This is a genomic window from Terrabacter aerolatus (genome assembly GCF_007991735.1).
Taxonomy (GTDB): domain Bacteria; phylum Actinomycetota; class Actinomycetes; order Actinomycetales; family Dermatophilaceae; genus Terrabacter; species Terrabacter aerolatus.
Window position 1 is genome coordinate 1 of the sequence record NZ_BJYX01000027.1, and the last position, 19,289, is coordinate 19,289.

15 protein-coding genes are annotated in these 19,289 nt (G+C 74.2%); 6 read left to right on the forward strand and 9 right to left on the reverse strand.

Annotated features, from left to right (window positions below; translation table 11 throughout):
* Nucleotides 1-47 precede the first annotated feature (47 nt).
* Nucleotides 48-1,070: a glutathione S-transferase family protein gene (locus TAE01_RS17840; RefSeq protein ID WP_147068165.1), complete on the reverse strand. Its 1,023-nt coding sequence runs from the start codon at nt 1,068-1,070 to the stop codon at nt 48-50.
* A 122-nt stretch (nt 1,071-1,192) separates the two neighbouring features.
* Between TAE01_RS17840 and TAE01_RS17845 the strand changes: the two genes are divergently transcribed.
* Nucleotides 1,193-1,873: an N-acetyltransferase gene (locus TAE01_RS17845; protein WP_147068166.1), complete on the forward strand. Its 681-nt coding sequence runs from the start codon at nt 1,193-1,195 to the stop codon at nt 1,871-1,873.
* Nucleotides 1,874-1,923: 50 nt separating this feature from the next.
* Here the strand turns inward: TAE01_RS17845 and TAE01_RS17850 are convergent, their stop codons facing one another.
* From TAE01_RS17850 to TAE01_RS17885, 8 genes are all read right to left on the reverse strand, one after another.
* Nucleotides 1,924-3,141, reverse strand: coding sequence for an N-acetylmuramoyl-L-alanine amidase (locus TAE01_RS17850; protein WP_147068167.1), 1,218 nt, complete (start codon nt 3,139-3,141; stop codon nt 1,924-1,926).
* A 153-nt stretch (nt 3,142-3,294) separates the two neighbouring features.
* A complete protein-coding gene (trxA, locus tag TAE01_RS17855) occupies nt 3,295-3,618 on the reverse strand; it encodes a thioredoxin (RefSeq protein ID WP_147068168.1) in 324 nt (107 codons plus the stop codon).
* 75 nt (nt 3,619-3,693) lie between these two features.
* A complete protein-coding gene (trxB, locus tag TAE01_RS17860) occupies nt 3,694-4,749 on the reverse strand; it encodes a thioredoxin-disulfide reductase (protein WP_147068169.1) in 1,056 nt (351 codons plus the stop codon).
* 155 nt (nt 4,750-4,904) lie between these two features.
* Complete coding sequence (locus tag TAE01_RS17865; RefSeq protein ID WP_147068170.1) at nt 4,905-5,801, reverse strand: RsmA family anti-sigma factor; 897 nt, start codon at nt 5,799-5,801, stop codon at nt 4,905-4,907.
* 169 nt (nt 5,802-5,970) lie between these two features.
* The gene (sigM, locus tag TAE01_RS17870) at nt 5,971-6,543 is read right to left on the reverse strand and encodes an RNA polymerase sigma factor SigM (protein ID WP_147068171.1); all 573 of its coding nucleotides are present in this window, start codon (nt 6,541-6,543) and stop codon (nt 5,971-5,973) included.
* A gap of 2 nt (nt 6,544-6,545) precedes the next feature.
* Complete coding sequence (locus TAE01_RS17875; protein ID WP_147068172.1) at nt 6,546-8,540, reverse strand: protein kinase family protein; 1,995 nt, start codon at nt 8,538-8,540, stop codon at nt 6,546-6,548.
* A gap of 45 nt (nt 8,541-8,585) precedes the next feature.
* Nucleotides 8,586-11,051, reverse strand: coding sequence for a DUF6049 family protein (locus tag TAE01_RS17880; RefSeq protein WP_371860858.1), 2,466 nt, complete (start codon nt 11,049-11,051; stop codon nt 8,586-8,588).
* Nucleotides 10,955-11,440 (reverse strand): NUDIX hydrolase, encoded by a 486-nt coding sequence (locus TAE01_RS17885; protein WP_147068173.1) that lies wholly within the window; start codon nt 11,438-11,440, stop codon nt 10,955-10,957. The genes TAE01_RS17880 and TAE01_RS17885 overlap by 97 nt, the downstream gene beginning before the upstream one ends.
* 197 nt (nt 11,441-11,637) lie before the next feature.
* Between TAE01_RS17885 and TAE01_RS17890 the strand changes: the two genes are divergently transcribed.
* The 5 genes from TAE01_RS17890 (at nt 11,638) to TAE01_RS17915 (ending at nt 19,139) form a co-directional block, all read left to right on the forward strand.
* On the forward strand, nt 11,638-13,134 hold the full coding sequence (locus TAE01_RS17890; RefSeq protein WP_147068174.1) for a CCA tRNA nucleotidyltransferase: 1,497 nt from the start codon (nt 11,638-11,640) through the stop codon (nt 13,132-13,134).
* Nucleotides 13,135-13,400: 266 nt separating this feature from the next.
* Nucleotides 13,401-13,889 (forward strand): hypothetical protein, encoded by a 489-nt coding sequence (locus tag TAE01_RS17900; RefSeq protein ID WP_147068176.1) that lies wholly within the window; start codon nt 13,401-13,403, stop codon nt 13,887-13,889.
* Nucleotides 13,886-14,698 carry a PP2C family protein-serine/threonine phosphatase gene (locus tag TAE01_RS17905; RefSeq protein WP_147068177.1) on the forward strand — a complete coding sequence of 271 codons (813 nt, stop codon included), beginning with the start codon at nt 13,886-13,888 and terminating at the stop codon, nt 14,696-14,698. The genes TAE01_RS17900 and TAE01_RS17905 overlap by 4 nt, the downstream gene beginning before the upstream one ends.
* A gap of 2 nt (nt 14,699-14,700) precedes the next feature.
* Complete coding sequence (locus tag TAE01_RS17910) at nt 14,701-17,430, forward strand: FHA domain-containing protein (protein WP_147068178.1); 2,730 nt, start codon at nt 14,701-14,703, stop codon at nt 17,428-17,430.
* Nucleotides 17,427-19,139, forward strand: a complete 1,713-nt coding sequence (locus TAE01_RS17915; RefSeq protein ID WP_147068179.1) for a serine/threonine-protein kinase — start codon at nt 17,427-17,429, stop codon at nt 19,137-19,139. The genes TAE01_RS17910 and TAE01_RS17915 overlap by 4 nt, the downstream gene beginning before the upstream one ends.
* Nucleotides 19,140-19,289 lie beyond the last annotated feature (150 nt).

Genomic DNA, 19,289 nt, shown 5'->3' on the forward strand with positions numbered 1-19,289 from the left:
TTGCCTTGTGCGACAAGGCAACCCGACGGCATACGCGAGCAGGAAGGTCAGCGCGCCAGAAGCGCCAGCACGGGGTTGTGCTCGGGCGGGACGACCTCTCGCGGCGGGCCGGGAGGCGTGCCGTCACCGAAGGGCGTGCCCCCGAGCGCCTCGCGTCCGTGCGGCGTCGCCCAGTTCTCGAGGGACGGGCCGAGCGGCACGACGCCGGTTGGGTTCACGTCGGTGTGCACGACGTAGTAGTGCCGCTTGATGTGGGTGAAGTCGACGGTGTCGCCGAAGCCGGGCGTCTGGAAGAGGTCGCGCGCGTAGCCCCAGAGTGCAGGCATCTCGATGAGCTTGCTGCGGTTGCACTTGAAGTGCCCGTGGTAGACGGGGTCGAAGCGCACGAGCGTCGTGAACAGGCGCACGTCGGCCTCGGTGATGTGGTCGCCGACGAGGTAGCGCCGCGTCGACAGGCGCTCCTCGAGCAGGTCGAGGTTCTCCCAGAGCCGACGGTAGGCCTTGTCGTAGGCGTCCTGCGTCCCGGCGAACCCGCACCGGTAGACGCCGTTGTTGACGTAGCGGTAGATCGGTTCGCTGACCGACTCGATCTCGTCGGCGAGGGCGTCGGGGTAGAGGTCGGGGGCGCCCTCGCGGTGGAAGTCGCGCCACTGCGTCTCGAGGTCGACGGTGATCTGCTTGAAGTCGTTGGTCACGACGGCACCCGTCGGCACGTCGACGATCGCGGGAACCGTGATGCCACGGGGGTATTCGGGGTCGCGCTTGAAGTAGGCGTCCTGGATGCGCGGGATCTTGAGGACCGGGTCGAGGCCGCCCGGGTCGAGGTCGAAGGTCCAGCTGCGCTTGTCGTGCGTCGGGCCGCAGATCCCCATCGACAGCGCGTCCTCGAGCCCGAGCAGCCGGCGCACGATGATGGCGCGGTTGGCCCACGGGCAGGCGCGCGCCACGACGAGGCGGTACCGGTCGGCCTCGACCGGGAAGCCGTCGCGGCCGTCGGCGGTGATGCGGGTGGTGATGTAGTTCGTGTCGCGCTTGAAGCTCTTCTCGACGTACGTTCCCGGCTCGCTCATGCGCCCACCCTAATTCGGTATGCCGCGTGGATCCTCGAGCGCCCTGCCGGTCGGTGCCGGGTCATGGTGTTCTGGGTCGGATCCGGGTGAGAATGGGCCCATGAGGCCTGCGAGCAGACGCGATGCGTGAGCTCCGGCCCCTGACACCCGACCGGGTGGGCGACCTCCTCGGCAGCTGCGCGCCGTGCACCTTCTGGCAGACGGTGCCGCGCAACGGCCACAGCGACCCGCGCGAGCCCGTCGAGCAGCTCATCGACTGGGTCGAGGCGGTGACGGCCGACTGGGGGCCCCCGGGACGGGTCGCCTACGTGGACGGGTCGCCGGCAGGGCACGTCATCGTGGCTCCGGCGCGTCACGTCCCGCGCCTGGCCGCGTTCCCGACGACGCCGGGCGACCCCTCGACGCTCATGCTCGTCACGGCGGTGATCGCGGCGGGGCAGCCCGACCGGGGGCTGCGCAAGGCGCTGGTGCAGGCGGCCGCCAAGGACGCCCTCCACCACCGGGTGCGCTCGCTCGAGGCGGTGGCGGCGCGCCCTCTGGCGGTCTCGCGCCACGCCTGCGTGCTCGACGCGGCGTTCCTCGAGAAGGTCGGCTTCCGGCTGGAACGTGACCACCCGGCATACCCGAGGCTCCGGATGGACCTGCGAACGGTGGTGACGTTGCGCGACGAGGCAGCGGCGGCCCTGGGGCGGGCCCTGGCCTGGGTGCCGGGGGCCACGTCGGTCCCGGAGACCCATCCGAACGGGCACAGCCACGCGCACGTCGCCGACCGGACCGAGCACCGGAGTCCCGACCGGTCCTGAGGCCTGGATGGTCCTGGGCCGGGACGGTCGGATGACAGGAGGGGCTCGGGTCAGCTCACCGTGCGGTCGGCGGACACGTGCTGCCCGCGCATCGTCTCGAGGTGGCGACGGAGGTCGTCGAGCCGGAGCACGCCGGTGCGGGAGGTGTCCGCCTCGCCGAGGTAGACGCGCTGGAGCGCCACGACGACGGCCTCGGCGACGTGGTCGAGGATCTGGGCGTTGGCGAGGGAGGCCGCGTCGCCCTCGTGGCTGAGGTAGCCGAAGTCGAGGCGCACCGCCGGCATGCGCGTGCGGCGCAGCAACGGCCACGTGCGGGCGTGGGAGCGGCAGTCCGTCAGGCCCGTGCGCGCCACGACCTCGCGCAGCAGCAGGTCGGCGAAGCTCTCGCCGATGACCGACCAGTCGCTGTGGGCCGCGCTGTCGGGGTGACCGTAGAAGTACGTCGAGGCTCCGTGGGCCGAGCCGGAGGCCGAGTGGTCGGTGTGCAGGGAGAGCACGAGGTCGGCGTCGCACGAGTTCGCGAAGGCCGCGCGCTCCTCGTCGGTGCCGCCGTCGGTGGCCTCGGTGCGGGTGAAGACGACGCTGACGCCGTGCGCCGAGAGCCGCCCCTCGATGCGGCGCGCGAGGTCGAGGGCGAGCCGGGCCTCGACGAGACCTCGGTGACCGTGGGCGCCGGCATCCCCGCCGCCGTGACCGGGGTCGAGGACGATGGTGCGTCCGCTCAGGCTGTAGCCGCCGCGGCGGATGTGCTCGCGCTCGCGCAGGGCGTTGGCCGAGCCACCGCTGACGGAGCGTCGCAGGCCCGCGAAGGCGCGCATCGTCTCGGGGCCGACGGTGCCGTCGGGAACGAGCCCCACGGCGGCCTGGAAGGCGCGGAGCGCCGAGTCGGTGCTGGGGCCGTGCAGACCGTCGACCTTGCCGGGGGTGAAGCCGAGCTCGGCGAGCCGGGACTGCAGGGCCACGACGTCGTCGCCCTCGATGAAGTGCTCGGGCACGTAGCGCAGCACCCGGTCACCGAGGGCCCAGCGGGCCCCGTCGAGGACGGCATACGTGGAGCGTCCGACGACGCCGTCGACGATGAGCCCGCGACGCTGCTGGAAGGACTTGACGGCCTGCTCGACCCGCTCGTCGTAGACGGCCTCGCCGAAGCGGTCGCTGTGGCCGGAGCCGCCGGGCAGGTCACCGGAGAGGGCCAGACGCTCGCACACGGCGGCCACGGCGGGACCGGAGTCACCGCGCCGGAGCACGACGGACTGCTGGGGTGTCATCTCGGCTCCTTTCCTCGGAGAGCTCCGAACGGGTCGCGGTGGGCTGTGCGTTCTGTCGGGAGTGGTCGGGCGCCGTGAGCAGCGTAGTACGCCGAAGGGGTGGCCCCGATACGGCAGGCCACCCCAACGTGCGCTTCGACCGTGCGCTGACGGTCAGCCGAGGAACTCTTCGAGCTCGCGGAGCAGCTTGGGCTTCGGGTGCGCGCCGACGATCGTCTTGACGACCTCGCCCTTGACGTAGACGTTGAGCGTGGGGATCGAGACGACGCCGTAGCGGGCGGCGGTGTCGACGTTGGCGTCGGTGTCGAGCTTGACGACCTCGATCTTGTCGCCGTACTGCTCGTTGATCTCCTCGAGGATCGGGGCGACCTTGCGGCACGGGCCGCACCACGTCGCCCAGAAGTCGACGAGGACGGGCTTGTCGCTCATGAGGACGTCGTCGGCGAAGGTGGCGTCGGTCGTGTTCTTCAGTGCCATGGAGATTCCTTCTCGTGGTTGGCGGGGTGCGGCTGGGGGTGCTGGTGCGGGCGGATCGGGCCGGTCGGCTCGAGGTTAGGCGTCGGCGCCGACGGTCTCGGCGGTGGCGCCCCGCGGGTCAGGGATCTCGCCCGCGTCCGTCTCGTCGATGACGGCGGCCTCGGCAGCGGCCTCGGCCGGGCTCGAGGTGTCCTCGAGCGCGGCGAGGTAGTGCTCGGCGTCGAGGGCGGCGGAGCAGCCGGAGCCGGCGGCGGTGATGGCCTGGCGGTAGGTGTGGTCGACGAGGTCGCCGCAGGCGAAGACGCCGGGCACGTTGGTGCGCGTGGAGCGGCCGTCGACGAGCACGTAGCCGGCGTCGTCGGTGTCGACGACGCCGGTGACCAGCTCGTTGCGCGGGTCGTGGCCGATGGCGACGAACAGGCCGGTGATCGCGAGGTCGCGCTCCTCGCCGGTGACGGTGTCGCGCAGGGTGACGCCCGAGAGCTTGCCCTCGCCGTGGATCTGCGCGACCTCGGAGTTCCAGGCGAAGCGGATCTTGTCGTTGCCGTGGGCGCGGTCGGCCATGATCTTGCTGGCGCGCAGCGCGTCGCGGCGGTGGATGATCGTCACGGTGCGGGCGAACTTCGTCAGGAAGGTCGCCTCCTCGATGGCGGAGTCGCCGCCGCCGACGACGGCGATGTCCTGGTCGCGGAAGAAGAAGCCGTCGCACGTGGCGCACCACGAGACGCCGTGGCCCGAGAGCTCCTTCTCGCGCGGCAGGCCGAGCTCGCGGTAGGCCGAGCCCATCGCGAGGACGACCGCGCGGGCCCGGTGGACGGTGCCCTCGCCGTCGGTGACGGTCTTGATCTCGCCCGTGAGGTCGACGGCGGTGACGTCGTCGGTGACGAGCTCGGCGCCGAAGCGCTCGGCCTGGGCGCGCATGCCGTCCATGAGATCAGGCCCCATGATGCCGTCCTTGAAGCCGGGGAAGTTCTCGACCTCGGTCGTGTTCATCAGCGCGCCACCTGCGGTGACGGCACCCTCGAAGACGAGGGGCGCGAGGTTCGCGCGGGCGGCGTAGACGGCTGCGGTGTAGCCCGCGGGGCCGGAGCCGATGATGATGACGTTGCGGACGGTGTCCGGACGGGACATGGGGGCTGCTCCTCGTGACGCTTCTCGTGTCGTGGCCGCTCGTCCCGCTCGTCGGCCGGCAGGGTGCCGGTGCTGCGGGAGCGGCGAGCCGCATAGGCCACAACCGATCCTAGGTGGTCGTTGTTCCCGCGGGCGGGAGCGGACGGCCGCCGGCCTCAGGGGACGGGGGTGGCTCCCTGGAGCAGGCCGGGGGCGCTGGTCGTGCAGCTGCGCTCGACGGCCCAGGCGGTGCTGGCACCGGCACGGGTCACGACGACGACGACCGCGGGGCGTCCCTCGAACGTCGCCACGTCGGCCGAGACGTGGTCGGGGGCCGGCCTCGTCCCGTCGACGGCGCCGATCTCCTCGAGGCACGCCTCGAGGCCGATGGGCGTGGCGATGGGACCGATTCCCGGTGACTCGGCGGCGAGGCCGCGGATCGGCTGGCCGGGGTGGTCGAGCAGGGTCCGGGCCTGCGCGGCGAACGAACCGCGGGCGTATGCCGTCGTGCTGAGCTGGATGTGGAGCCCCTCCGACGTCGGTGGCGGGCTCGCGGGCGTGGACGCGCCGGCAGCCGAGCTGTAGCGGTCGCCGACGACCGCGGCCCCGTTGGGGCGCTTCGTCAGGTGCAGGGCCGAGGCCCCCACGGCGACGACGGCTGCCGCCGCGGCGACCGCGGCGACGAGGTAGATCGGCCTGGGCCGCTCGGCGCGCGACGGCAGGGTGAGCACCGCTCCGCCGCCGGGGTGGCCGTCCGTCCCGGTGTCGGCGCCCGAGGCGAGCAGCGGACCGGGGTCGACGCGCAGCCGCGCGGCGTCGAGGAGCGCCCGCTCGATGCGCTCGGACACCGCGTCGGGCATCGGGCCGGGTGCCGGCGCGTGGGCGAGCAGGGCGCGGACCTCGGCCTCGATGCTCGGGTCGAGGTGGGGCTCGGGACCGTCGTCCTCGATCTCGTGCCCGAGCGCACCGTCGACGAACCGGCCGGGGTCCTGCGGGAGGGGCAGGACCGGGTGCGCGCGGCGGGGGACGCCGTCGTCCGGGTCGTGCTCAGGGGTGTTCGCGGACTCGTCCACCGGTGTGGTCCTTCGGGCAGAGTGCAGTGGTCGTACACGGGCAGGCAGGGGTATGCCGGTCGCCGAGGATTCGACGGCCCCCTGTGGCCGTCGGGTTCCACCGGATTCAACCATTGTTCGGTGCGGCCGCGATGCGGCCGGGGGTGCGGGTGCCGGGGTCGGACTCCGGTCAGTCGTGCTCGACCGGGCGCACGCCGGGCGTCAGGCCGAGGTGCTGGGCCAAGGCGGCCCGGCCGCGGGCGCAGCGGGACTTGATGGTGCCCTCGGCCACCCCGAGGATGACGGCGGCCTCGGCGACGGGCACCGCGTGCATGTCGACGAGGACGAGGGCCGCGCGCTGGCCCTCCGGCAGCCTCGCCAGGGCTTCGCGGATGTCGAGCCGGACCTCGGTCGAGGCGTGGTGGTCGTGCCGGTCGGCGAGCTCGTACTCCGGCAGCTCGGCCGTCGGCCTACGCCGGCGCAACCGGTCGAGGCAGGCGTTGACGACGATGCGGTGCAGCCACGTGGTGACGGCAGCCTCGCCCCGGAAGGAGTCGGCGCGCCGGAACGCCGCGATGAAGCCGTCCTGGACGCAGTCGGCGGCCAGCTCCGGGTCGCGGACGGTGCGCAGGGCGACCGCCCACATGCGGTCCTTGTGGCGTCGGAAGAGCTCGGCGAAGGCCTGGTCGTCACCGTCGACGTGCAGTGCCAGCAGCTCCCGGTCGCTCAGATCGGCGACCGGAGCGGCATCCCCCGGGCTCACGGTCAGCGCACCGTCACTTCACTGATCTGCGCGCGGTAGTGGTTGGCGGCCTCGGCGGGGGCCGCCTTGGTGACGAGGACGATGATCTTGCTCGCAGGCTTGAGGGTGGCCGGGGCGGTGATGACGACGGTGCCCGACGCGTTCTGCTTCGAGCCGATGGTCTGGGCGCCGGTGAGGGAGTCGGTCGAGGCGGAGTCGGTGGCGTAGACGGTGACGTCCTGGGGTGCGCCGAGGACGAGCTGGACCTGCTTGACCGTGGTGGGGGCGCTGAGGTCGAGGAGCACGCCGACGCCGTCCTTCTTGCCGTTGAAGGTGGGCGTGCCGTACCAGCGCGAGCGCCACTCGGTGCCGGGGTTGCCGTCGTAGGTGAGCTTGACGGTCTGGTCCGACTCGGTGCCGTCCTCGGGGTCGAAGCCGGTGCCGGCGACGACGGACACGGCTGCGGCCGGGGGCGCCTGGGTGGTGCTGGGCGGGGCCGTCGTCGTGGCGCTGGGCGCTCCGCTCGAGGTGGGGGTGCGGGTCTTGGTCACCGTCACCGCGGGCGCGGCCACGCCGTCGTGCTTGCCGATCTTCATGACGTTGCTGATGCCGATGACGAGGGCCACGACGACGAGGGCCCCGACGATGGCGAGGGCGATGCGTGACTGGGTGCCGCTCGGCGCCTCGGGTGCTTCTCGGCCGAACACCGGGACGGGCGGCTCGAGCCGCGTGGCGGGGGCCTCGTCGAGGGCGTCGACGAGGCCGATGCGCTCGCCGGCGAAGTCGTCGTCGTAGTCGTCGTCGCCCTCGCGGAACGCGCGACGCTCGGCGGCCCGTGCGGCTGCCTTGTCGGCCGCGGCGCGGGCGAACGAGCCGACGCGGTCTCCGATGGCACCGGCGACGCCCGCGGCCGCGGTGGCGGCAGCACTGGCCGCCGCGATCCCGCTCTGGAGTCGCTCCGAGGAGGCCGCGGACGATGCCGACGCAGCGGAGGTCGACGAGCCCACCGACCGGTCGGACCGGTCGTCGGGGAGCCGGTCGAAGAAGAGCGTGTCGGTGCCGTCACCGGCCGCACCACCAGCCACACCGGCGGCCCCGGCGGCCCCGGCGGCGGCCGCACCCGCTCCGGCGCCCAGGGAGGGCATGACCCGGGTGGTCTCGGCGGACCCGCGGTCGTCGCGCCCGCGCAGCCGCATGCCCGTGGCGCCGTCGGACGTCGCCATCTCGGAGGGCCACGGTGCGATCTGGAGCGCGAGGTCACCCGGGGAGACCGGGCCCCGGCGCCCGCTGCCGAGCGTCATGCGGCAGATGAGGTCGAGGTCGTTGGGCACGCCCACGGCGATCTCGGAGGGAGCAGCCACCCCACCGACGATGGTGGGGGCGGCCTCGAGGCCGACGGAGGAGCCGGCGGGGATGAGGCCGTTGTCGACGGCCACCATGGGCCAGCGGCCGGTCAGGGCGGCATACGCGATCTTGACGAGGCCGACGGCGTCGGCACGGGAGGCCCGCTCGTCGGAGAGCTGGTCGGCGTCGGTGAGGGCCGCCTCGGTGGCGAGCCCGCGCACCTTGACGGCGCCGTCGGGCATGCGCAGGACGGCGCTCGGGGTCAGCGCGAGGTGGTGCAGGCCCCGGTGGGTGGCCTTGTCGAGGGCCGTGGCGGCCTCGCCGGTGATCCGGCGGACCTCGTCGGGCGACAGGCCACCGCCCTGCAGCAGGTGCGAGAGGGGAGCGGCGCCGGTGAGCGGCTCCTCGACGATGAAGCCGACGCCCTGGTCGGTGCCGACGTCGAGGACCCGCACGAGACGGGGGTCCTCGATGCCGGCGGCGCGGCGCGCTGCGTCGAGGGCTGCGGCGGCGACGGACGCTCCCGCGGGGAAGCAGACGAGCACGACCTCGCGCTCGAGGGTGTGGTCGTTGGCGCGCCACCGCTCGTGGTGTGCGCCCTCGGAGGTACGAAGCGTGACGGCATAGCGGCCGCCCAGGACCGATCCGGGTCCGACTCCCTGCACGTGCGTCACCCTCCCCTCGTCCGGTCGTGCGTGGATGCGTGGCTCGAGCCCATCCTAGGCGGGTCGGCCGTGATCCCCGTCGTCCGCATCGCCGAGAGACTCGTGTGCCGCGGTGACCGCCTCGATGTCGGCGATCTCGTCGACGCGCGAGGTGCCCTTGACGACGGCACGCACCACGCCGGCCAGCAGGACGAGCCCCACGAGGACGCCGCCGACCCAGTAGATGGTGGCGTCGAGCGGGTTCGCGGAGACGGGGATCGAGGCGGGAGAGCCGATGAGGGTGCCGTCGGCCGTGGTCAGGTAGGCGCGGATCTCGGCCCGGCCCGCGGCGACGGCCGCGACCTCGACGGGCACGTTGGTGCGCGACGTCGGGCCGATCGTCACGGGGGCGGGCTGCGCGACGATCCGGATGCGTGGGTTGTCGGGCACGAGACGCAGCCGGATGTCCTGGACGGTGTAGTCGAGGCCGTTCTCGACGGTGATCCGCAGCGTGCCGTTCTCGGCGAGCAGGTTGATGGTGCTCGTGCGGGGCACGACGCGGATCGCGCTCGTCGCGGCCCGGATGTCGCTGGCGACGGAGTTGGACAGGGTGACCCACGAGGCCGGCTGGTAGCGCCACCGGGCGCTGCCGAGCTCGTCGAGGACCTCGCGGTAGGTGCGCTCGAACGCGGCCCCGTCGCGCAGCACCGACGAGACGCTGAGCAGGGTGTCGCGCTGCTCGGCCATCTGGGTCAGGCGGCGAGCGGTGAGGACGGGCGGTGGCGCGGCCGAGTCGACCGTGGTCGTCGGCTTCGTCGGGGGCAGGGCCTTGTCGGTGACGTGGTCGGACAGCAGCGACGCCGCGTCGACCGTCTCGAGCCACGGCGCCGATGCCGTGGCGGACAGGAACGTGGCGAGCGCGGCCGGGTCCGGGTCGTAGTTGCGCGGCGCCGTGACGAGGACCGAGCGTGGCGTCCCGGCCCGCTCACCGAGGAGCACGAGCGTCTCGGCGAGGTAGCGCTGCACCGACAGGACGGGGCTCGGGTCGCTGCGCCGGGGGAGGAGGGCGGAGAGCCGGGGGTCGTAGGCGAGCAGCCGGGTCCCGCCGGCCGCGACCCTGCGCGCACTGGGGGTGTATGCCGTCGGCTTCGTCACCGCGGCGGCGTTGACGACGATCCCGGCCGGCCTCTTGACCGAGGTACCCGCGAGCATCCTCCGCAGGCCCTGCTCCCGGCCGCTCGGCAGCAGTCCGTCGACGGGCCAGACGATGTCGGCGCGGGCGGGCTGTCCGAGGCGGGTCGTCAGGGCGGTGGCCCGGCTGACGAGGTCGCGCACGAGGGAGTTGGCGGGGTCGATGCCGACCGTGGCGGCCAGGTCGGCGTCCGCGTAGGGCAGGGCCCAGACGCTGCGACCGCGGAGCTGGGAGGCGAGGCCGTCCCCGAGCTGGGCGATCGTGGGGGAGGACGTGGGCGACGCGCCCGAAGGGGTCGCCGGGGTCGCCGGGGTCGTGGTCGGTGGGGCGGCCGGCGGCGTGGTGGTCGCGCTCCCCGAGGAGGGGCCGGGGCTGCCGGTGGTGGCGCTCGGGGTGGGGGTCGCCCCGCCCGAGGAGGCGTCGACTCCCGCGTCGGGTCCGAGCACCGCCGGGTCGACGGCGAGGTCGACCTGGCTCGCGCGGGTCCCCTGGACGATCCGCTCCACCCGTGACCCGGGACCGATCGCGCGCTGCCACGCGCTCCGGCGCGCGGCGTCGTCGCGGGAGAAGAGCTCGACGTCCGGGTCCAGCGTCACGGGCAGCACGGTGGCCACCTGGATGGGGACGTACTCCTTGCGGCCGTTCCAGGCGACGAAGGTCCGGGTCCGCCCCGTGGGCTCGGTCGCGCCCTGCTGGACGACCTCGACCGAGATCGGCACGGCCGCGAAGGCGGCCTCGCTGCGCAGCTCGCGCCACGGCACGGTCGCCGTGAAGGGCCGGCTCTGCCCGGCCGCCACGGTCGGCAGCGGTGTCACGTCGACGGTGCGCCCGGGTCCCTGGGTGCGACCGGAGGCCCAGTCGTCCAGGGCGGTGCGCTGGTCCACGCGCACCTCGCCGCGCACGACCCGCAGCTGCGGGCTCGACAGCGGACCCGTGAGCGGCGCCGTGACCGTGCCGGTGATGGTGACGTCCTTGCCGGGGCTGACGACCGCGGGCGTCAGGGTGCCGAGGACGATGACGGCGACGTCCTTGGCCGCCGTGACCGACGGCAGGTGCGTGGGCGAGCCCGCGGAGTCGACGGGGGTGACGGCATACGACGTCGGAAGGGCCGGTGCGGGCGCCGCGGCGGCGGCCAGCGTGCCCCCGACCGAGAGCCCCACGGCTGCGAGCGTCGACGCGGTGGCGGTCAGGCGGCGTCGGAGGCGGGTCGCGCGACGCCCGCTCGAGTCCGGACGCCGCGACCCTCGGAGGATCACGCCGTCCCCGCCAGCCGGTTCCACGCCGCCTGCGCGATGCGGCGTTCGTTGGGGAAGGTCAGCCGGCGGTGCACCTCGTCGAGCCGCATCCACGCGACGTCGATCGCCTCGTGGTCCGGGTCGTTCTCGATGGACAGCTCGCCGCCCGTGGCCTCGAGCAGGTAGTGGTGCACGAACTTGTGGACCCGCTTGTCGGTCGTCGCGAACCAGTAGTCGATGGTGCCGAGCTCGATGAGCACCCGGCCGACGATGCCGGTCTCCTCGGCCACCTCGCGCGCGGCGGTCTCGACCAGCGTCTCGCCGGGCTCGACATGACCCTTGGGCAGGCACCACTCGATGCGCCCCGCCCGGTTGCGCCGGGCGATGACGGCGATGAGCGCCAGGCCCTCTCGGACGTCCACGACGATGCCCCCCGCGGAGCGCTCCTCGACGGCGGGCAGACGCCTCCCCGGCACAGGGCTCGGGACGGGCAGCGCGCTCACATCGCCACCATAACGGGCGGGACCACGGGCCCTCCCGTCGTCACGGGGAGGGGCCCGGCGGGTCGCGGTCGACGCACGGTCCGCGGGCCGCGACGGGCGCCGGCCCGCGCCCGTCCGCTCCCGCTCGCGCGCGTGCTCCGGCCCGACGTGCCGCGCAGGCGGTCAGGACCACGGCGGGTCCTCACTAGGCTGGACCGGTGCCTGACCGACCCGACCCGTCCGCCCCCGACGGCCGACCCGCCGACGCCGGCCTGCCGCTCCTGCGCGCCGCCGTCGCCCGGCTCGCTCCCGTGCTGCCCATGCTCACCGAGCTCGGTGAGCGGTTCGCGGCGGCGGGCCACGAGCTGGCGCTCGTCGGCGGGCCGGTCCGCGACGCCTTCCTCGGCCGCGTCTCGCCCGACCTCGACCTCACGTCCGACGCGCGGCCCGACGACATCCTCGCCACGGTGCGCGGCTGGGCCGACGCCCACTGGGACATCGGCCGGGAGTTCGGCACCATCGGCCTGCGCAAGGGCGAGCACGTCATCGAGATCACGACCTACCGGGCCGACACCTACGACCGCACCTCCCGCAAGCCGGAGGTGATGTTCGGCGACACCCTCGAGGGCGACCTCGTCCGCCGCGACTTCACGGTCAACGCCATGGCCCTGCGCCTGCCCAGCCTCGAGTTCGTCGACGTCCACGGAGGGCTGCCCGACCTGGTGCAGCAGCGACTGGCGACACCGGCCGCCCCCGAGGAGTCCTTCGCCGACGACCCCCTGCGGATGATGCGGGCCGCGCGCTTCGCCTCCCAGCTCGGCTTCGACGTGGCGCCCGAGGTGCGGGCGGCCATGACCGAGCGCGCCGGCACCCTCTCGATCATCTCGGCCGAGCGGGTCCGCGACGAGTTCACCAAGTTGCTCCTGTCACCGCGACCGCGGCACGGGCTGACGCTGCTCGTCGACACGGGGCTCGCCGAGGTCTTCCTGCCCGAGCTGCCGGCGCTCCGCCTCGAGCTCGACGAGCACCATCGCCACAAGGACGTCTACGACCACTCGCTCATCGTGCTCGAGCAGGCCATCGACCTCGAGGGCCCTGCCGGCGGCTCGCCCGAGTCGGTGCCGGGGCCCGACCTCGTGCTGCGCCTCGCCGCGCTGCTCCACGACATCGGCAAGCCCGCGACCCGCCGTTTCGAGGACGGTGGCGGCGTCTCCTTCCACCACCACGAGCTCGTCGGGGCCAAGCTCGCGAGCAAGCGGCTCAAGGCGATGCGCTTCGACAAGGAGACGACCAAGCAGGTCGCCCGCCTCGTCGAGCTGCACCTGCGCTTCCACGGCTACGGCGACGGCCAGTGGACCGACTCCGCCGTGCGCCGCTACGTCAACGACGCCGGTCCGCTGCTCACCCGCCTGCACCGCCTCACCCGCTCGGACTGCACGACCCGCAACGCCCGCAAGGCCCAGCGGCTCTCGCGGGCCTACGACGACCTCGAGCAGCGCATCGAGCGCCTCGCGGCCGAGGAGGAGCTGGCCAGCGTGCGGCCCGAGCTCAACGGCAACGAGATCGCCGAGGCGCTCGCGATCCGTCCGGGACCGGTCCTCGGCGAGGCCTACGACTTCCTCCTGTCGGTCCGGCTCGACGACGGGCCCATCGGCAAGGACGCCGCGCGCGAGCGGCTCCGGGCCTGGTGGGCGGCGCGCGCGTCGACGGACTGAGCGGTGCCCGGCCGGGTCGGTCGGGCCGGTCGGGCCGGTCGGGCCGGTCGGACCGGTCGGGTCGGGTCGGCCGGGTCGGCCGGGTCGGGTGGGGAGTTCTCCCCATCGCGAGGAGGGGCCGGTCGCCGTACCCTCGGCAGCACCTCGTTCCGGCGCCGACACCGCTCCCGGACGGTGCGTCGGCCGATCTGACACGGCACCCCGTGAATGATTGACTGACCGCGCCGTCCCCGACCCCTGCGGGAACGACCGAAAGGAACGAGCCCATGACCACCCTCGCGTATCCGAGCGCCGACTTCCCGGGTCAGCCGTCGGTGGCCCTCGAGGTTCCGGACGGCTGGGAGCCCGCGCACGCGCCGGGGACGACGCTGGCGGCCCGGCTGCCGCGCGACGGTGGTTTCGCGCCCAACGTCGTCGTGACGATCGAGCCGTGCGGACCCGGGTTCCAGGTGTCCGACTCGCTCGATCAGATCGCCTCGCTCGCCACCTCGAACGCCGGCACCGTCTCCGAGCCGTATGCCGCCGACCTCGGGGGAGCGCAGTTCGTCGGGTGCGACGCGACGTGGCCCGACGCGCACGACGACACGGTCCTGCAGGCCAACCTCTTCCACCTCGTGGCCTCCGACACCCCTGGCGCGGGCGCCCACCTCGTCCAGCTGACCGGCGCGGTCGGCGGACCCGACGCCCTGGCCGACTACGAGCTCATCCGGCAGGTCCTCACCACGGTCCGCGTCACGCCCTGGAGCCAGGCATGAGCGCGGGCCTGCCGACCATCACCTCGGGTGTCGCGACCGACGTCGGCCGGGTCCGCCAGCACAACGAGGACGCCGCGCTCGCCGACGGGACCGTCTACGTCGTCGCCGACGGCATGGGCGGCCACGCCGCCGGCGAGGTGGCCAGCCGCATCGCCGCCGAGACGGTCGTCGAGCTCGCCGGGCGGCAGGTCGTCCAGGTGCGCGACATCGTCGCCCAGGTCGAGGAGGCCAACCGGCGCATCCTCGGCTCGGCCGCCCGTCACCCCGAGCAGACCGGGATGGGCACGACCGTCGCCGGCCTGGCGCTCGTCTCCGTCGGCGGCTCGCGCCACTGGGCCGTCTTCAACATCGGTGACTCGCGGGTCTACCGCTGCCTCGACGGCCGGTTGTCGCAGGTCACCGTCGACCACTCCGAGGTGTGGGAGCTCGTCGAGCGCGGGCTCATCACCCCGGAGGAGGCGCAGCGCCACCCGGGTCGCAACGTCGTCACCCGCTCGCTCGGCCGCGACCCCATGGGCGTCGTCGACACATGGGTCTTCCCGCCGTACCCGGGCGAGGTCTTCGTCATCTGCTCCGACGGCCTGTCCAACGAGCTGACCCGCGAGGAGATCGAGACCGTCCTCGCCGAGCAGCCCGACGCCGGGGAGGCCGCCGCCGAGCTCGTCCGTCGTGGTGTCGAAGCCGGTGGCCGCGACAACGTCACTGCTATCGTCGTCGCGGTACAGGGGCAGGACTCCGACTCCGACGTCGACGAGGACACGACCCCGCGTGAGAACGTGAACGGCTCATCAGGGGAGAGCAGGTCGTAGACGTGAGTGGCCCGTCGGTTGTCGTCGAACGGGCCCCCGACGGGTGGACGCACATCGGGGGCCCCGGCATGCACCTGCTCATCGGACTCGACGAGGACGACGAGCGCACCATCGCCGCGAGCGACGCCGCGGACGGCGGCGACATCGACGACGTCGTCGAGGTGCTGACGGCCGGCGGCATGCGCAAGGCCAAGCACTTCGTCGGCGTGCACTGGCAGCCGCAGACCCGGATCGTCGCCTTCGGCCCGGTCTCGGCGCTCGTCACCCTGGCCGACGGGACCGAGCACGACGTCCGCGCGACGAGCACCAGGGTCTGGACCGACCTCGAGCTGCCCGAGCACCCCGAGCGCATCACCCTGCGCGTGCTCGACGAGGCGGAGCGCTCCCAGCCGGCCCCGCCGCAGGAGCTCGCGGACGGTCCCCGGGCCGAGGCGGGAGCCCGGCCCGACGGCGAGGCGGTCGGTCCCGGCTCCGCCGACGGCACTGGTCGCCCCGGCGGTTCCGGTGACGCCGGTGGTTCCGCCGACTCAGCGCTCGACCGCGAGGGGGACGACCCGACCGGGACACGAGAGCCGCTCGACGAGCAGGCCGGGGATCCGGCAGGCACGTCACCGGCTGCGGATCCCAGCACCGCCGCGGAGCCCGGAGCACCGACCGGTGGCCTCCCGACCTTCGGCAGCGCACCCCGGCAGACGAGCCCCGGGGTCGTCCCGGGCCCGGGCGCCGAACCGAACGGTCGCGTGGGTGGTCCGGCCGACCCGAGCCGGTCGACGTGGGACCGCAGCTGGGCCCAGCGGGACGCCCCTGCGCCGGCCGACCCACCCGCCGCTGCCCCGGCGCTGCGCTCGTGGACCTCGGTCACGCCGCCGGCACCGGTCCGGGCGACGCCGCCGGACGCTCCGACCCCGCCGGACGCTCCGACCCCGTCCGTCGCTGCGACCCCGCCCGCGTCGGCGGCCGAGCCGGCCCCGGCGGCCGCGCTGCCCACGACACCACCCACGACACCAGCCACGACAACACCCACGACGCTGACACCCGAGCCGGCATCCGAACGGCTCCCGGAGCCGGTCACCGACGGGGCTGCGACGTCCGCGCCCGGTCAGGTGCCCCAGTCGGTCACGGAGCCGGTGTCGGAGGCCGTGACCGACTCCCTGACCGACTCCCTGACCGACTCCCTGACCGACTCCCTGACCGACACGGTGACCGACACCGTGACGTCGGCGCCCCTCGGTGGGGACCTCGAGGTCCTGCCCTCTCCGTCGTCGGCGCCGACCCCCTCGCCCGTGGCCGACGACCTGCCGGTGGTCGAGTCCCGGGACGTCGACTCGACGTGGGCCGCCCGGCCCGTGCTCGAGCCCGAGCCTGCTCCGGCCCCGACGTCGTCGCCGACGGTCCGGCCCGGCGCGGAGGCTCCCGGGTCGACGACGGTGGCCCGCACCGACTCTGCCGTGATCGGTGAGCCGGTCGAGCCCGACGAGGCGCAGCCGGCGCCGGTGCCGAGCTACGACTACCTCTTCGGTCACACGACCACCGCCGACGAGCACCGCAAGGCACTCGCCCAGCTGACCCAGCCGGACGAGGACGAGACGGGTGCCGACGACGAGCACGTCCCGGCCGTCGCCGACGTGCCCGACGTCCCGGTCACGAACGACCCGCCCGCGCCCGAGGTCCCCGAGCGCCCCCTTCCGTCCGCGCCCCGCCTGCCGGACGTGCCCGACGCGCCGGCCGGTGGCCTCATCTCCTCCGTGCCGTGGGCCAGCCCGGCCCCAGCCGCGCCGTCGGAGGCGGCGTCACCCGCGCCCACGTTCGCCGGCAGGCACACGCCGCCCCCGGCCCCCAGCCTGCTACCCCCGATGAACACCCCGCCGCCCGGCGTGCGCGCTCCGGAGGCCACCCCGCTCATCTCCACCGGGCCTCCGCCGGCCTCTGCCGCGCCGGCCGCGCCGGTTGCACCGGTCGCACCCACCGGGACCGGTGTCTCCGGTGCGCCCTCCACCGGACCCGGCGCCGCACCTGCCGCACCCTCCGTGCCCGGCCCGCACACGGCATACGCCCCCACGACCCCGCCCCCGGCGGAGCCGAGCTTCGACGTCCCCATCACGCTGCCGCCCGCGGTGCCGGCCCCCGTCGCCACCCCGGTGCCGACCGCGGGTCAACCGGCCGCCTTCGACGACGTCGACCTCGACGAGGACGACGAGGCGGCGCTCACCGTCGACCGCAGCGCGCTGCTCGAGGCCCGCAACGCCGCGCAGAACCAGGCCGTCTCGGGGCCCAGCGTCCTCGCCGTCCTCTGCGCGGCCGGACACCCGACGCCGCCGCACAGCGACCGCTGCCGCGTGTGCGGCTCGAGCATCCCGCCGCAGGAGCCCTTCACGATGTCGCGCCCGCCGCTCGGCGTGCTGCGCCTGTCGACCGGCGACGTCGTCACCCTCGACCGCAGCGTGCTGCTCGGTCGAGCGCCGCGGCTCGGCGACGGCCTCGCCGCCCACGACCGGCCGCACGTCGTCAAGGTGCCCAGCCCTGAGCGGGACGTCTCGCGCAACCACGTCGAGGTCATCCTCGAGGGCTGGCACGTCCTCATCCGCGACCTCGGCACGACCAACGGCACGACGGTCACGCTGCCCGGCGAGAGCCCGATCCGCCTGCGCGCCAACGACCAGCAGGTCCTCGAGCCGGGGTCGTTCGTGTCGATGGCCGACGAGGTCTCCTTCACCTTCGAGGCGGCCTCGTGAAGAAGGGCGCACCCCCGAAGATCCCGGGACTCGTCTTCGTCCAGCCGCTCGGCTCCGGCGGGTACGCCGACGTCTTCCTCTACGAGCAGCAGAGCCCGCGCATGCCGGTCGCGGTCAAGGTGCTCAAGTCGGACGGCCTGACCGACGCCCTGCGCCAGCAGTTCGTCGAGGAGGCCGACACCATGGCCGCCCTCGGCGACCACCCCTACATCGTGCAGGTCTTCCGGTCCGGCACCTCCGACGACGGCCGGCCCTACCTCGTCATGAAGTACTACCCGCCGCCCAACCTGGCCATGCGGGCGCGCGCCGAGCGCTTCTCCGTCGAGGACGTCCTGCGCACCGGCATCCAGCTCGCGAGCGCCGTCGAGACGGCCCACCGCGCGCACATCACCCACCGTGACATCAAGCCCGCCAACGTGCTCGTCAGCGCCTACGGCGCTCCGGGCCTCACCGACTTCGGCATCGCCGGTCGCGGTGCGCGCGAGGGTGACGCCCCGCCCGAGGCCACCGACGACGTCGGTGTCTCCGTGCCGTGGGCGCCGCCCGAGGTCCTCTACGGCCAGAGCAACGGTGACGAGCGCTCCGACGTCTACTCCCTCGCCGCCACGCTGTGGCAGCTGCTCGTGGGACGCTCCCCGTTAGAAGTGCCCGGTGGCGACAACTCGGCGTATGCGTTGATGCCGCGGATCCGCAGCACCGCGCCGCCGGCGACGGGCCGCCAGGACGTGCCGCCCGGCCTCGAGCGCCTGCTCGCCCAGGCCATGGCCAAGGACCCCGCGCACCGGCCGTCGTCGGCGCTGGAGTTCGCGCGGGCCCTGCAGGCCGTCGAGCAGCAGCAGCGGCTGGGCCGCACCCCGATCGTCGTGCTCGACGATGAGGGCCACACGACGCTCGTGAGCCAGACGCAGGGTTCGCCGACCGGTCGTGCCGCCGACGACGAGGACCGCACCCGGATCAAGGCGCCGCAGACGGTGGTGGCGCAGCCGCTCGGCCCCTCGCCCACCGCGCCGGACGGGGAGACCCGCCGTCGCCCCGACGGCGGCGCCGGTGCCCCGCGCTGGTCGCCGGCGCCGCTGCCGGGTGGAGCCCTCGCCGCGTCCGGGGCGCCGGTCCGTCCCGCTGCCACGACCGACCCGGTGACGAGCCAGACGGCGCCGCTCGGGTCGGACTCCTCCGACGAGGCGACGGTCCGACGGGCCGCGAGCACCGTTGGCGCACAGGCACTTCCGGCACCGGAACCCGTCCGGACCTCGCCGCTGTCCCGCCCTCCCGTGCTCTGGGGGCTGGCCGCCGGGGTCGTCGTGCTCGTGGGCCTGGTCGTCTTCCTCCTCCTGCGCCCGGCAGGCGACGGGGGTCAGGACGCCGCAGCCCCACCGACCCCGAGCGCGACGGTCTCGATGCCGGGCGACGACAGCGCCATCGGCGACGGTGTCTTCGACAAGCCGAGCGTCACCGCGAGGTCCGGAGCCGGCAGCGTCGGTTTCACGTGGAACTACCCCCAGCCGCAGAAGAAGGACACCTTCCGGCTGTCCTACGGTCCGACGCCCTCCGACGCGGGGAACCCCGACCGGTCGAGGACCGTCTCGGTCACGACCCCGACCTACACGGTCAAGGCGGCCAAGGGCATGAAGGTGTGCGCCACGGTGCGCGTGTCGCGTTCGGGCCAGATCTCACCGGGCTCCGACGTCCAGTGCGAGACGGCCCAGTGAGGCGGGGCGAGCCGACGGGTCGCCTTCTCGACGGTCAGGTCGCGCGGCCCCTCGACGGGCGCGGAGTCGGGCAGGGCCTGAGTATGCCGGCGGGTGGACACCGCGCGACCGGGACGGCAGCCTCGTCCCCGACACCACCAAACCACCACA